Genomic DNA, 14,763 nt, shown 5'->3' on the forward strand with positions numbered 1-14,763 from the left:
TCTTCGACCGGGCGGCTGCGCCGTTGCCATGAATAAAAAACGGAGACACCCATGTCCCAGAAGCTGCAACCCGCCGGACGTTTCACCCTGAAACTCTGCGCACTGTTGGCCAGCTCGGTCGCATCCGCACAAGACTCACTGCCCTTCCCGCCGACGCCTTCGGCCAGTGACGCCAAACCGACGCTGCAAGAATCGAAGCACCAGAAACGTCAGCATCAATCCCGCCTTCCTCCCGAGGCTCCCAATATTCTGGTGATCATGCTCGATGACGCCGGCTTCGCGCAGTCCGACACCGTCGGCGGCGCAGTCCATACGCCGACCCTGAGTCGAGTCGCCGACAGCGGTGTGCGCTACAACGCTTTTCATACCGCTGCCATCAGCTCCGCAACGCGTGCCGCATTGCTCACCGGACGCAACCATCACCGAGTTGGCAACGGCGTCATCGCAGAGCTGGCCACTGACTGGGATGGCTACACCGGCAAGATCCCCAAAAGCTCGGCGACCATGGCCGAGGTGCTCAAGCAATATGGCTACAGCACCGCCGCGTTCGGCAAATGGCATAACACGCCCCCCCTGGACACCACAGCGGCCGGTCCTTTCGATACATGGCCGACGGCCTACGGTTTTGAACATTTCTACGGTTTCCTGGCCGGCGAAACCTCTCAGTACGAACCGCGTCTGTACCGCGACACAACGCCAATCGAACCGGCGCGAGATCCGAAATATCACCTCAGCGAGGATCTCGCCAATCAGGCCGTAAACTGGCTGCAAGACCATCAGACCTACGCGCCGGAAAAACCATTTTTCATGTATTGGACACCGGGTGCCGTACATGGCCCGCACCAGGTGAATGCACAGTGGGCCGATAAATACAAAGGCAAGTTCGACGGTGGTTGGGACGCCTATCGTGAGCAGACATTCGCTCGCCAGAAAGCGCTGGGCTTTATCCCGCAGGACGCCGTCCTCACCCCACGCCCGGCGGAACTCCCAGCCTGGGACAGCTTGTCGTCCGAACAGAAACAGTATCAGGCACGGTTGATGGAGGTGTATGCCGGCTTCCTGGAACATGCCGACACGCAGGCCGGCAAGATCCTCGACGAACTGGAGCGTGAAGGTCAGCGCGACAACACGCTGATCTTTTATGTCTTCAGCGACAACGGCGCTTCTTCCGAGGGGATGGAGGGGACGATCAATGAGTTGCTGGCCCAGAACGGGATTCCAGTCCCCAAAGAGCAGCAGTTGAAAGTCCTCGACGAGATGTATGGCGGCTTGTCCGCGCTCGGCGGTCCTAAACTTGAAAGCATGTACAACGCCGCGTGGACCTGGGCAGGTTCAGGGCCATTCGCAGGCACTAAACTGGTCGCCGGCTACTTCGGCGGTACGCGCACGCCGCTGGCCGTTTCCTGGCCGAAACAGATCAAGGCCGACGCCAGGGTTCGCGCGCAATTCCACCACGTCAACGACATTGCCCCGACGGTCTACGACGTACTGTCGATCACGCCACCCAAAGAGGTCAACGGTATCGCTCAGGACCCAATGGATGGCATCAGTCTGCGCTACACCTTCAACGACGCTCAGGTGAGGTCGAAAAAGCCGGCGCAATACTTCGAAGTCCTGGGCAGTCGTGGCATTTACAAGGATGGCTGGATGGCCTCGGTTTTTGGCCCGCGCAAACCCTGGGTGCAAGGCTTTGCGCAGTTCATGGGCTGGAATCCGGCGAATGATCGATGGGCGCTCTACAACCTGCAAGACGACTACTCCCAGGCCAACGATGTAGCCGCGAGCAATCCGCAAAAGCTTGCAGAGCTCAAGGCAGAGTTTGACGTGCAGGCCAAGGCGAACCATGTCTATCCGATCGGTGCCGGTCTCTACCCCTTCCTCGATCCGACTGCACGAATCTCCAGCAGCCAACGCGAATGGCACTTCAGTGATCGCGTCCAGCGCTTTCCGGAGTTTGCGGCCCCCAACCTGCGCAATCAGAACAGCAAAGTCGTCGTCGACGCCGACGTTCCGGCTAACGCCACCGGTGTGTTGTATGCTTTGGGCGGTATCGGCGGCGGGGTCAGCCTGTACATGGATGACGGTTTCCTGATCTACGAGTACAACGCGCTGGCTATCTCTCGCGTCAAACTGCGTTCGGCCGAACGAGTACCCGCCGGCAAAGTCAGTATCGAAGTGCTGACGACCCTGTCGTCAGCCAAGCCCGGAGCGCCGGCCAATCTGAGCTTGCGACTTGACGGGCAGGAAGCCGCCAAAGGGGTGACGCCGTTTACTCCGGCACTGACGTTCACCGCCAGCGAAACCTTCGACGTCGCTCAAGACCTCGGTTCCCCCGTCACCCTGGACTATTTCGAGCGTGCGCCCTTCGCATTCAATGGCAAGGTCAAGGATGTACACGTGACGTATTTGCCTTGACCCTCAATGCCGCCCGGATAACCGGGCGGCAGATTGATGACTCCCGGACCCTGCCCCCATGCCTACCCACGAAACCCCGCCCCAGGGCTTGCATCTCATGGCCAAACCCGTCGGGCCGATCTGCAACCTCGATTGCAGTTATTGTTTCTACCTCGAAAAAGAACAGCTTTACCCGCCCAGGGAACGCTTCAGCATGACCGACGAGGTGCTGCGTCTGTATGTGCAGCGCTACATCGAGGCCCAGCCCACGCCTGAAGTCGAATTTACCTGGCAAGGCGGCGAACCGACGTTGCTGGGGTTGGATTTTTTCCAGCGCGCGGTCCTGTATCAACGCCAGTTCGCGGGCAACAAAGTCATTCGCAACACGTTGCAGACCAATGGCACGTTACTCAGTGACGACTGGTGCGCATTCCTCGCCCGTGAACGCTTCATGGTGGGGATCAGCCTCGACGGCCCTCGATTCGTCCACGACCTCTATCGCCCCGACAAGCGCGGGCACTCCAGTTTCGATGACGTGATGCACGGCCTGGAACTGCTCAAGCAGCATGGCGTCGACTTCAATGTGTTGGTGACCGTGGCGCGTGATGTCGCCAGATATCCCTTGGAAATCTATCGATTCCTCAAGTCTGAAGGCGTTCGTCATATTCAGTTCAACCCCGTGGTAGAACGCGAGCCCAGCGCCTCACAGGTCAGTCAGGGTCTGCATTTCGCTATCCCGCCGGAGTTGCGCTTGCACGTGGTACCGGAGCCGGCGATGGTGACGGAGCAAACGGTTGCCCCCCAGGCCTATGGCGATTTTCTCATCACGATTTTTGACGAGTGGGTACGCCAGGATGTCGGGGAGGTTCATGTCATGAACTTCGAATGGGCACTGGCCTCATGGTGTCAGCTGCCGGCCTCGGTGTGCCTGTTCAGCCCGCGCTGCGGCAAAGCGGCAATCGTGGAGCACGACGGCAACGTGTACTCCTGCGATCACTACATGTATCCCGAGTATTTGCTGGGCAACCTGAAGACCGATGACCCTGCCGAACTACTCGCCTCTGCTGCGCAACAAGCCTTTGGCGCCGCCAAGGAAGAGACACTGCCGACGTATTGCCAGCAGTGCGATTACCGCTTCGCCTGCCATGGCGAATGTCCGAAAAACCGCTTCATGAATGCGCCCGACGGCGAGCCGGGCCTGAACTACCTGTGCCCGAGCTACAAGAAATACTTCCGTCACCTGACGCCCTACATGAACGCCATGGCCCAACTGGTCAGCCACCGGCAACCCGTGGCGTTGATCATGCAGGCCTTCGCCGGCCCGCTGATCGTGCCCCTGGATAAATAACCTTTCAGGGTTGATCAAGGAGCACGACGGAGCAGGAAATGCGACAGCGCCGGGATCAGCACCAAGGCGCCGACCATGTTCCAGATGAACATGAAGGTCAGCAGGATGCCCATGTCGGCCTGGAACTTGATCGGCGACCACGCCCAGGTGATCACGCCCGCCGCCAGGGTGATGCCGACCAGCGCCACCACTTTGCCGGTGAAGGCCACGGAGTTTTTGTAGGCTTCGGTCAACGACAGGCCGGCACGCTGCTGAGCCAACTGAACGCTGAGCAGGTACAGCGCGTAATCGACACCGATGCCGACACCCAAGGCAATCACCGGCAAGGTCGCGACCTTCACGCCCATGCCCAGCCAGACCATCAACGCCTCGCAGAGAATCGACGTCAGCATCAACGGCACGACCGCCACCACCACCGCCCGCCAGCTGCGGAAGGTGATGAAGCACAGCACGATCACCGCGCCATACACGTAGAACAACATGGTGCGATTGGCCTCGCGCACGACGATATTGGTCGCCGCTTCGATCCCGGCACTACCGGCGGCGAGCATGAACTGGCGATCGTCGTTGCTGTGTTCACGGGCGAATTGATCGGCCACTTTCACCACGTGATCGAGGGTTTCAGCCTTGTGGTCGGAGAGATAGGCGATCACCGGCATCATCGAACAGTCACTGTCGAACAGTTCCGGGTTGTTCACCGAGGCCTGTTGCGCGCCGTAGTTCAGCACGTTCTGGTTGCGCGCGACGGTCAGCATTTTCGGGTTGCCTTCATAGGAACCCGCCGTGATCTGGCGCACCGCGTTGACCAGCGACACGGTCGTCTGCACGCCCGGTTGCTGTTGCAGCAGCCAGCCGAGACGATCGGCTTCCACCAGGGTTTCGTACTTCAGGCAACCTTCGCTGGCGGTTTTGACCATGACCGCAAACTGGTCGCTGGACAGCGAATAGTTGGCCGTGATGTAGGCGTTGTCACGGTTGTAACGTGAGTCGGCGCGCAGTTCGGGTGCGCCCGGATCGAGATCACCAATCTTCAATTGGGTGCTGACCATGAAGCCACCTACCGCCAGCAACCCGGCCACCACCACCGCCACCGTCGCCCAGCGACGCTCGGTAAAGCGATCAAGCAGGCTCCACACATTGCCCAGCCCTTTGCCTTTCAGTTCCTGACTTTCCTGACGCAAGCTGCGCGCCGCCGCCTTGGGACTGACACCCCAATAAGACAGCAGCACTGGCAGCAACACCAGGTTGGTAAAGATCAAGACCGCCACACCAATGCTCGCGGTGACGGCCAGGTCCTGGATCACCGGAATGTCGATCAGCATCAGTACCGCAAAACCCACGGCATCGGCCAGCAATGCGGTCAGTCCGGCCAGGAACAGGCGGCGGAAGGTATAACGCGCGGCGACCAACTGGTGGGTGCCGCGTCCGACGTCCTGCATGATCCCGTTCATTTTCTGCGCACCGTGGGACACGCCGATGGCGAACACCAGAAACGGCACCAGAATCGAAAACGGGTCGAGTGCATAACCGAGCAAGGTGATCAGGCCCAGTTGCCAGACCACCGCAACCACCGAGCATAGAATCACCAGCGCGGTGCTGCGCACGCAACGGGTAAAGCCAAAGATGATCGCGGTGGCGATCAGCGCCGCGGCACCGAAGTACATCATGATCAGCATCAAGCCATCGATCAGGTCGCCCACCAGTTTGGCGAAACCGATGACGCGGATTTTGATCGGGCCCTTGCCCTCTTCGCCCGCCTTGTGTTCCGCGCTGCTGTCGGCAAACTCGAACTTGTCACGCAGTTGTTCTTCGAGCGTGCGCGAAAAGCGGTGATAGTCGATGGCGGCGCCCGTGACCGGATCCTTCTCCAGCAGCGGCACCACAATCATGCTCGATTTGAAGTTGTTGCCGACCAGGCTGCCAATGATGCCGGAGCGGGCAATGTTCAAGCGCAGTTGCTCGACCCCACTGGCTGACCCGTCGTAGGAGTCCGGCATGACCGGGCCACCACGGAAGCCCTCCTCCGTGACCTCGGTCCAGCGCACGGCAGGCGTCCACAATGACTTTATCCAGGCCCGGTCCACGCCCGGGGTCAGGAACAAGGTGTCATTGACCTGCTTGAGCACCTCCAGGTATTTCGGGTCGTAGATGTCGCCGTCGGTGTTTTCCACCACCACTCGAACCGTATTGCCCAGCCCGCGTAACGACTGGCGATTCTCAAGGTAGTTTTTGATGTACGGCTGACTCTGCGGAATCATTTTTTCGAAGCTGGCATTGAGCGTCAGCCGAGTGGCCGCGAAGTAGCTCAGCAGCACCGTCACGATAAGGCAAGTCAGCACCACCAACAGGCGGTTATTGAAAATCAAGCGTTCAAGGAAGTTGCCGGAGCGTGCATCGAAGCCCTTGAGCTCTCGGATCACCGGCATCGTATCGAGGTTGTAGTTACCCATGACGTGGCTCGTCTCTTTTTATTGTGTGAAGTGGGCTTATTCAAAGGGCAATTGACGCAAGCCCTGTGCGCCCGCGAGCACGACGGAACTTGACCCGACGGCTTGCGCAGCAGCGGCTGGCCCTAGGCGTTGTTGTGGCTTTTGCGTGAAGCTAGCACCGTCGTCGGCGCTCACCAGCACGTGACCGGCTTGGCTGACCAGAATGATTCGGCCGTCTGCCGTGACCGTACTCGCGGTGATGCTTGAGGACAGACCCAGCTCAACCTTTTCCCAGTTCACGCCGTGATCGACGCTGCGATAAACATTGCCACGCAGGCCATAAACGAGCACCGAGCCCGGCTTGCCGGTGATGCCGAAATAGCTGCCGCTGTAGGGTGTCGGGATGTTGATGAAGCGTTGCGTTGCCGGGTCCAGTTTCAATACCAGACCTTGCTCGCCGACAATGAACAGGTCATCGCCGATGGCACGCATCCCGTAGAAATTCAGCGCCCCCGGATTGTCGGTGCGATCCATCAATGGAACCCAGCTGCGGCCGCCGTCTTCGGTGCGGAAAATCAGATTGAACGCGCCGACGATATAGCCGGTTTTATCATTGGCGAACCAAACGTCCAGAAAAGGTTTGTCGGCCCCTTCATCGACCATTCGTTGAGCCTCAGCCAACAACGCATCATTGGGCTGTTGCCCTTCCTGCCTCTGAAAATGTTCGAGCATAATCTGCCCCACCTGACGGCCATCGAGCTGACGCTTCCAGGTTTCACCCCTGTTGTCGCTGTGCAACACAATGCCGTCATGCCCGACCGCCCACCCCTGCGTCGGGCTCGGAAACTGCACGGCCACCAGATCGGAACTCACCGGCACTTCTGCCTGGTGCCAGCGGCCGCCGTTATCATCGGAATAAAAAATATGACCGCGTTGGCCCACGGCGACCAGACGCTGACCTGCACGGGTCAATCCGGTGAACATCCCGCTAATCGCCTTGTCACTCTGAATCGCGGGGCTCGACAGCACGTCGACAAAATCGGCGGCGACGACGGCTCTGGTGAATGGGGCAGCCAACGCCACAATTAGCGCAGTGAGCGCAATCCATCTAAATGTATTCATGAGATCTACTCGGCAAAAAAAGCCGCCAAACAGTGCGGCACACACTGTCGGCGACAAAAAACACCTGCGTTATGGCTCAGCGAATACCCGTGCCGGCCAATGACTCAGGCGCCCATTGCGCTTTCGAAAGCGGGTCGATGTACTTGACGCCGCCGTACGGCCCGTAGACGCCGGTGATGTTGTAGCTGCCAGAGACCAGGTCATAAATCATGTGGTTATCGGAGTTCGGCGCCTGCACGTCATAGCTGTATGCCAAGTGGGCAAAGGATCCGCGGTACAGCTTGCCGCTGGCGTCATATTCATCCGAAGCCAGTGCGATCCAGCTGTCTTCGTCGAGGTAGAAGGTGCGCTTGCTGTAGATGTGGCGTTTGCCCGGTTTCAGCGTGGCTTCGACCACCCACACGCGGTGCAACTCCCAGCGCATCAGGTCCGGATTGACGTGATGCGGCGTGGTGATATCCGCAGCGATCTTGTGATAGTTCAGCTTGTAGGTGTTGTAAGGAACGATCATTTCCTTCTTGCCGACGAGCTTGAAGTCGTAACGGTCAAGTGCACCGTTGAATACCCAGGCATCGTCATAGGTCGAAGCACCGGCCGAGCCAGGGTTTGGCGTGTCGTAGGCGATATCCGGGGCGAGTTTCACGCGGCGCTGACCTGGCAGGTATTGCCAGCCACGACGCTCCATTTTCAGAGGGTTGACGGCATCCTGCACCAGGATGGCTTCGCCTGCGCGACGGGCCGGGGCCTGGTAATAGAGTTTGGTCTTGAAGAACAGATCCGTCTCTTTCGCCGGTTCCGTACGCTTCGGATCGTACAGCGGGTACTCCAGATAGCCATTACCGGTCGTGGCCAGAATAGCCCGGCCGGAACTGTCGACGTTCCAGGAGTCATACTTGATATTGGTGGCGTACCCCTGATAACGCAGCAGGTGGTTCCACATGGCCTCGTAGCCATCTTTCGGGATCGGGAACGGAACGCCCGGCAACGCGTTTTCCAGTGCTACCCCGCCGTCGAGTGTTTTGGTGCCGACGGCATTTTTTGCGGTGTTATCCAGCAACCGTTGCGGCAGAGCAACGCTGCGATGGGTGGGAAACACATCGACCCGGAACGTCGGGTAACGCTTGAGCAGTTCTTGCGTGGTCGCAGTCAGTTTGTCGGTGTATTGACTGACATTTTTGCCATCGACGACCACGCGTGGTTTATCGGCCTCGTAAGGGTCCGGACGGAACGAACTGCCCGGTTGAAAACTCGCCGGCGCCGTGGTGAGACCACCGGTGTAGGACGGAATGGTGTTGTCGGCATTGCCGGCCTTTTCAGCGCCGACGCCTGTCAGGCTGTTGCCGAGTCTGGCCGCTTCATCGGAGGACACGGCCGCGTGTGCCGAACCCGCGATGGCAACGGTCAATGCAGTGAACAAAAGTGTGTTGACGAATTTCATGGAGTGACTCCTGCTATCAAGCGAATACTTCGATCAAATGGTCGTTTTGAAGGTAAAAGTGACCATGCCCCGATCCTTGAGCTGAGGCTGAGTACCGCCGAAAGCAGTGGTCTGCCCCGGTACGCAGTTGTATTGGCCGTTGGCCCCTGGTGCGGCACCCTCGCCCTGTGCACCTGCACCACCGGCTGAGCCGCAGGTGTCGAACGGACCAAAGTTGTCCACGTACTTCAGGTCGAACCGGTACTGGTTGTGCACGTCCATGCCAACGCCCACCGAGTAGCTGCCGGAGTCCTTGTTACCCCCGAGCTGAACCGACGAGTTGCCCGCAAGGCCGACGCTGTAGTTGGCCGGCAGGTACATATCGATGCCGGGGAACACCTGATACCAGGTCGGGTTGAAGTTGACGCCCAGGACGTAGTTGTCCTTGGTGACCTTGTCGACACCGCGATACCAGTCTTCGCCTTTGAACAGCTGCTTGTTCTCGGTGACGTCCAGCCAGCGGCTGTAGGCGAGTTCAACCAGCAAGGTCGAACTGTCCCAGACCGGTGTCGCACCGAAAGTGGTCAAGCCGTTGAGCACCGCGTGCACGGTGTTGCCTCGGGCCACGCCGTTGTCACCATCAAAACTGCTGATGAAGCCAGGCAAACCGGCAGCACCGGCTGCCGGACTGACCGTTGCCGGCACGCTGGCCAGCGGCATGTTGTGGCGATAGTTCAGGTCGAGACCGACGCTGACACCTTCGATGCTTTTCGACAGGCTGATGCCGTAGATATCGATGTCGTCGACATAGAACTGGTTGTAGCTGCCGGCATTGCCGGAGATCAGTTGCGCAGGGCCGACCGCCGTTGGCTGCAACACCAGGTTGGGCAGAATGTCGGAGGTTTTGCGGTAGTAGAAACCCAGCGTACCCTGCAGCCATTCCGGGCTCCACTTGGCCATCAGGCCAAAGTCACCCTGGTTGTCCGGGGTAAACGTATGCCCGTTGGACAGCCGTAAAAACTGGTTGGCACCCAGTGGGCCAGGTGTGCCGAACAGCGGGTTTCGGCCGCCGATCAACGACAGGTTGTGCCCGCCATTTTGAATGCCGTCGTTGAACCCCAGATAAGTGCCCGACTCCGGCAACCGCGCGGCGTCCCAGTCCAGGAAGTATTGCGCGACGAGGGTCAGTTCCGGATTGACCGTGAGGCTGGTGGACAACTGATTACGCGGAATGAACAGTTCTTTGGCTTCTGTTCCCGGGACCGCCAGCGACTTGGAAATATCCAGACCGGACTGGCCATAACTGTTGCCATGGGCAAAGGCGAGGATGCTTTCGCCCCAGTAAACGGTGTGCTTGCCGAGCTTGCCGCTGAGCAGTGACTCATCGCCGACTTCCGTGCTGCCAAACACGAAGGCATCAAGGATTTCCGAAGAAGGACCGTTGTAATACCGATCGGCGTAACCGCTTTGATGACGAGAGTCCGGCTTACCGTCGTTGAGCTGATTGGTCGAGGCGTTATCGCTGCCAATATCGTCGTAGGCGTGGTCGTACCAGGTGTTGGCGCTGACACGGAAACCGACTTTTTCTTTGTAAACCACGTCCAGTTCGGTCAGCACATCCAGTCGTTGAGAAACGGGACTGCCGGAGGAGAAATTGCGATCTCCGTCATTGTTGTTCCACGAATTGGCCAACTTGCTGTTGGGGGCTTCCACGCGCTGGGCGTAGTTGAACTTCAGGGTGTTGTCGAAGCGAACCGCAAAGTCTTCATTCCCCGTGTTGATCTCCACAGCCCCTACGGGCGCGATGCCCAGGCCGGTGAGAATGGCGGAGGCCAACAACCCTTTGCGAAGGTTTGCATGGCAGATCTTATTATTTTTGTTCATCTAGCTTGCCACCTGCTCTATGGTTTACGAAAAGTCATGGGTTGAATCACGGCGTAGTGAGCCTCCTCTCAGGTGCGCTGCAAAAGGGTGACCGACACTGCCCGGCCCAGGGCGGTGCTATGTTGTAAAGCCGTGCGGGCATCAGCAATTTGCCTGCCGTCGGCCATGCCGCGCAGTTGCCAGACCAACTCGACCAGTTGCGCCAACCCGGTGGCACCCGGGGCGTGACCACGTCCCAGCAAGCCACCCGATGGGCACACCGCATTCATCTGTCCTTTCAGGCAGTGTCCTTGCTGCACGAATCGATCGATCTCGTCCTCCCGGCAAAAGCCCAGCGCGGCGCTATTGATCATGAAGTCGCCGACGCTTTGGTCGTGCAGTTCAACCACGTCGATGTCTTCCGCCCCGAGGCCCGCCTGCTGATAGGCCAACTGTGCGACTCGCCGGGTGGTCGCCTGTCCGAGCACATCCAGCACGCAACCCGATTCCTGCTCTGAAGCGCTGTCACTGCCCCTGACACTGGCCAGCACGGTGACGTCCGTCCGAGCGCCGAAGCGCAGGGCGAAGGTCGGGGTACAGAGCAGGATGGCCGCCGCACCGCAAGCGGGCGGGCACAGATAAGGCGCGAGCCAGCCGTCGCGATCCGGCAGGCGGTTCAACACGGCGTAGGGATTGCGACCGGCCTGGACCCGTGCCCGTTCAAGCACTTGATCGAAGCTGCTTTGAGCAATGCCCATACGTGTCAATAACCAGCTGGTTTGGGCAGCGAACAACAGCGCCGGTTGTTGTCGACGCTCGATAAAGCCGATGGGGTTCTCACCTTGCCTGACCTTTGCCGACTCATCGCGAGCGAGATCTTTCAAACCGAAAAACTCACGATGGGAAATACCTGCCGGCATGCACTCGACACCCACCAACAGGACACATTCAGCCTGGCCGCACAGCAGGCTATTGCGGGCCAGCTGGAAAGCACTGCTGGCCGACGCACAGCCATCGCCGAGGCTGAAAATCGGCACGCCCGAGTAACCAATCTGCGACAACATTTGCTCGGCGATACCGGCTTGTGCGTGTACGCAGGAAGTAAACACCTGGTCGACCAGGTCATAGTCGATCCGCGCATCGGCCAGCGCCGCACGAATGGCTTGCCCCGCCAACGTCGCATGGCTGTCAGAGCCACCCAGCGGTAGAAACGGCACCATTGCTGCACCGGCGATCAGCACTCTTTCAGACATAAACCTGCTCCCACTCACCGATACGTTGGCGCTTTTGTGGGGTCAGACTATTGCGAAGTCGAAAAGCGCACCCCCCCATTGACTGGGGGGGCGATTGGACATCGGATGTGGGGGGCGATTGAAGGATGATCCGAACGGATCATCTCGGGTGGTGAGTTCGCATCAGCCCGCTGTCTCGAGAATTCCCAGCATGTAGGCACGCGCGACTACATGCTGTCTTGTGCCGGCCTGGAATTTTCCAAACAGGTTTTTCAGGTGCCACTTCACGGTTTCCTCGCCGACATTCAGCGCCAGGGCGATTTGCTTGTTGGACAGGTTGCGAGCCAACAGCTGCAACACCTCGCGTTCCTTGGGCGTCAATAGACGACTTGGGGACACGGTCAATGGGGTGGATTCCGGTCGCGGAACAGGTGCGGGCGTAGAGGTCGCCGCGAGCAAATTGACGGTATCACGCTGGAGCGTCTGCTCCCATTTGATCAGGTCCGGATGGGTGTCCTGCACCACGCGCAACATACCGTTTTCTTGCGCGAGGCTGACAGCCTCCAGCAAATAGTCGGTGCCGCCCTGTCCGGTTGCCCGAAGTGCCAGTGCCCTGAGCAACTTGATCTGTACGATGTCTCGTCCACGACGCAGGTATTCGGCCGTTTCGCCAACCTTGTCCAGCACCGCCAGCATAGCCTCCCAATCACGTTGGGCCAGTAACGCGTAAGCGTTGGCTACCCCGGCCAGCAAGTCCAGCTCCGGCCCCAGCAACCCGGCTCGCTCACGGGCAATAACCGGCGTGAAACTGTCCAGCCGTCGCCATAATGCCTGACAGGTATCGCTGCGTCCCAGCAAGGCATGCAGGCGTATTTGCTCTCCCAGGGAGGCAATGCAGAATCGTGGAATATTTCGCTCTTCTCCAAGGGCGAATAACGCCTCGAGCAGATCCTGCCCTCGATGCCCCTGCCCCTGGATTGAAGCCAGTCGAGCGGCGGCGAGAAAACCCTGCACAATGGCATCGGGGGACGCCAATCGTTCAACGATATCCAGCCTGTTCGCCAGCACCGTAGCGGACGCCTGAATGTCCCCCTGCTCCAGCAACACCGTCGCCAGAGCGCTCGCCAGAATGACCGCCACCGGACTGCGCCGACCGATGTCCCGTTCGGCAAGCAACAGGCTGTCGTGCAACGCGGTGCGCGCCGACACCATTCGGCCCTCGTATAAATAAGCAAGACCGACCACCCACTCGCCATACCCGCGTATGGCATCAAGGCCAGGTCTACCGGCGTAAAGCGGTGCTCGCTGAAGAATTCGTCGGGCTTTCTCCGGCTGCCCCTGCAACAGCGTCAGCCGGGCGATCAGGTTCGCGACCAAGGCTTGCACCGTGGTTGAGAATGAAGGCAATCGATCGACCCAAGGCATGATGAGCTCATGGGATTGATCCGGATGGTCCGCAAAGAAGGCGGCTGCGGCGGCGATGGTGGCCGCTTCACAACGTGTCGCCTCGTCGGCGGACGGATGCTGTTCAATAGCCGCAATCAATTGCGCCGCTTCTGCCTGACGCGCTCCCATCGCTAACGTCCAGGCCGCCGCCAGGCAGATGCGCGGATGCGCCAACACGTCAGCGGGGCCAAGCTCCTCGACCCACTCCAGCACCCGGCTGAACTGCCCTTGCAACGCGACTTCGTACAGGCAGTTGCCGATCAACGTATAGGCCGGCTGGGGCATGCCGGCCAACAGATATTGCCGGGCGGCCTGCTCCAGGAAACCGTGTTGTTCCAGCCACACAGCGCCTCGCCGGTGATAACCCTGACGCTCCTCCAACGGCAAGTCGGCAAAACGGCCGAGCAGAAATTCCCGCGCCAATGGATGGATGCGCACCCAGTCACTGTCGATACTTTCAACAAAGATCGGTGTCGAGGCACACAATTCCTTCAGCAATTCGCCCGAGCGCGCGTTGCCCGTCAGCGCCTCGCATAACAAGGGCTGGACCATTTCCAGCAATGCAATGCCGGTCAGAAAACGAACCTGCTCCTCCCGAAGATGTGCGAGCAGACTGTCGACGAAATAACGCTGGATATCCCCCAGACAAGTCGACAACCCTTCGACTGCCGCACTCCGGTTCGGGCTCTTCTCCAACGCCGAAATCGCCAATTGCAGGCCAAGCGGCCAGCCCTCGGTTATCTCGTGCAGCCGCACGCAGAGGTCGGCATCAACCCTTGCGCCGAAACGGTCATTGAGGATGGCGAGCGCCTCTTCCACATTCAGTCGTAAGGCCGCTGTCATGATCGTCGTGAAAAGCCCCCTTGCCGCGAGGTCCGTCACGTGCAGATTCAACCGTGCGCGAGAGGCCATGACGATGCGCAAATTGGCCGGTGCGTTGTGCAGCAGGTACGTCAGGGAGTGCCGGATCGTCAGCTCGGGCAAGGTATCCACTTCATCCAGAATCAATACGGTTTCGCTACCCAGGTCAGCCACTTCCACCAACCACTGCGTCAGCCTCTCCTGTTCGTCACGCCCCGGTCCTGCAATAGGCTCGAATACGCGGGCAAACGACGGCCGACCGCTGCCAATGGCCATGGCTGCTCCCAGCCCCTGGACAAAACGCGCACCATCATCCTGTGCATCCAGCGTCATCCAGGCCACCACGGCGCCGTGAGACAGACATTCACGGCGCCATTGGGTCAGCAGAAAGGTTTTGCCGAAACCTCCCGGCGCTTGAACGGCGATCACCACTTTGTCTGTCAGCTCCTGGGTATGGATACCCAGGCGGTTTCGCATCCGTGCTGATTTCTGACTGCGCGGCGGTGTCGTTTTGAGGATCAGTTGGGGCTCTATGCAGTCCATTGTTTCAGACCTGAGTGGTTGAGAGACGCTTACCCAAGGAGCGTCTGAAGGTCCCTGGATACAGTTCCAAACGGTCGAACACTACCATGGAATAGTCCGAGGGCTTGA

General features: G+C 59.4%; 8 protein-coding genes. 2 read left to right on the forward strand and 6 right to left on the reverse strand.

The annotated features are described in order from the left end of the window. Nucleotides 1–51 precede the first annotated feature (51 nt). Together AC3ITA_RS18060 and AC3ITA_RS18065 are read left to right on the forward strand one after the other, a co-directional pair. Nucleotides 52–2,415: an arylsulfatase gene (locus tag AC3ITA_RS18060; protein ID WP_489278125.1), complete on the forward strand. Its 2,364-nt coding sequence runs from the start codon at nt 52–54 to the stop codon at nt 2,413–2,415. Nucleotides 2,416–2,473: 58 nt separating this feature from the next. Further along, nucleotides 2,474–3,742 carry an anaerobic sulfatase maturase gene (locus AC3ITA_RS18065; protein ID WP_095945996.1) on the forward strand — a complete coding sequence of 423 codons (1,269 nt, stop codon included), beginning with the start codon at nt 2,474–2,476 and terminating at the stop codon, nt 3,740–3,742. Nucleotides 3,743–3,756: 14 nt separating this feature from the next. Here AC3ITA_RS18065 and AC3ITA_RS18070 read toward each other — a convergent pair whose 3' ends face one another. The 6 genes from AC3ITA_RS18070 to AC3ITA_RS18095 form a co-directional block, all read right to left on the reverse strand. Beyond that, nucleotides 3,757–6,192 carry an efflux RND transporter permease subunit gene (locus AC3ITA_RS18070; RefSeq protein ID WP_489278126.1) on the reverse strand — a complete coding sequence of 812 codons (2,436 nt, stop codon included), beginning with the start codon at nt 6,190–6,192 and terminating at the stop codon, nt 3,757–3,759. A gap of 36 nt (nt 6,193–6,228) precedes the next feature. Then, on the reverse strand, nt 6,229–7,293 hold the full coding sequence (locus tag AC3ITA_RS18075; RefSeq protein ID WP_489280807.1) for a WD40/YVTN/BNR-like repeat-containing protein: 1,065 nt from the start codon (nt 7,291–7,293) through the stop codon (nt 6,229–6,231). 76 nt (nt 7,294–7,369) lie between these two features. Beyond that, nucleotides 7,370–8,731 carry a DUF1329 domain-containing protein gene (locus AC3ITA_RS18080; protein WP_489278127.1) on the reverse strand — a complete coding sequence of 454 codons (1,362 nt, stop codon included), beginning with the start codon at nt 8,729–8,731 and terminating at the stop codon, nt 7,370–7,372. Nucleotides 8,732–8,764: 33 nt separating this feature from the next. Further along, nucleotides 8,765–10,594, reverse strand: coding sequence for a DUF1302 domain-containing protein (locus tag AC3ITA_RS18085; RefSeq protein WP_489278128.1), 1,830 nt, complete (start codon nt 10,592–10,594; stop codon nt 8,765–8,767). Between the two features lie 68 nt (nt 10,595–10,662). Then, nucleotides 10,663–11,826: a thiolase C-terminal domain-containing protein gene (locus tag AC3ITA_RS18090; RefSeq protein WP_095946001.1), complete on the reverse strand. Its 1,164-nt coding sequence runs from the start codon at nt 11,824–11,826 to the stop codon at nt 10,663–10,665. Nucleotides 11,827–11,988: 162 nt separating this feature from the next. Beyond that, nucleotides 11,989–14,589 (reverse strand): winged helix-turn-helix domain-containing protein, encoded by a 2,601-nt coding sequence (locus AC3ITA_RS18095; RefSeq protein ID WP_489278129.1) that lies wholly within the window; start codon nt 14,587–14,589, stop codon nt 11,989–11,991. Between the last annotated feature and the right edge of the window lie 174 nt (nt 14,590–14,763).

It is taken from the genome of Pseudomonas sp. GL_090, from assembly GCF_057837765.1.

Excerpts from the sequence above, each read along its gene's own strand:
- AC3ITA_RS18060 (WP_489278125.1), top strand. The coding sequence starts at position 52 with ATGTCCCAGAAGCTGCAACCCGCCGGACGTTTCACCCTGAAACTCTGC.
- AC3ITA_RS18065 (WP_095945996.1), top strand. The coding sequence starts at position 2,474 with ATGCCTACCCACGAAACCCCGCCCCAGGGCTTGCATCTCATGGCCAAA.
- AC3ITA_RS18070 (WP_489278126.1), bottom strand. The coding sequence starts at position 6,192 with ATGGGTAACTACAACCTCGATACGATGCCGGTGATCCGAGAGCTCAAG.
- AC3ITA_RS18075 (WP_489280807.1), bottom strand. The coding sequence starts at position 7,293 with ATGAATACATTTAGATGGATTGCGCTCACTGCGCTAATTGTGGCGTTG.
- AC3ITA_RS18080 (WP_489278127.1), bottom strand. The coding sequence starts at position 8,731 with ATGAAATTCGTCAACACACTTTTGTTCACTGCATTGACCGTTGCCATC.
- AC3ITA_RS18085 (WP_489278128.1), bottom strand. The coding sequence starts at position 10,594 with ATGAACAAAAATAATAAGATCTGCCATGCAAACCTTCGCAAAGGGTTG.
- AC3ITA_RS18090 (WP_095946001.1), bottom strand. The coding sequence starts at position 11,826 with ATGTCTGAAAGAGTGCTGATCGCCGGTGCAGCAATGGTGCCGTTTCTA.
- AC3ITA_RS18095 (WP_489278129.1), bottom strand. The coding sequence starts at position 14,589 with ATGCGAAACCGCCTGGGTATCCATACCCAGGAGCTGACAGACAAAGTG.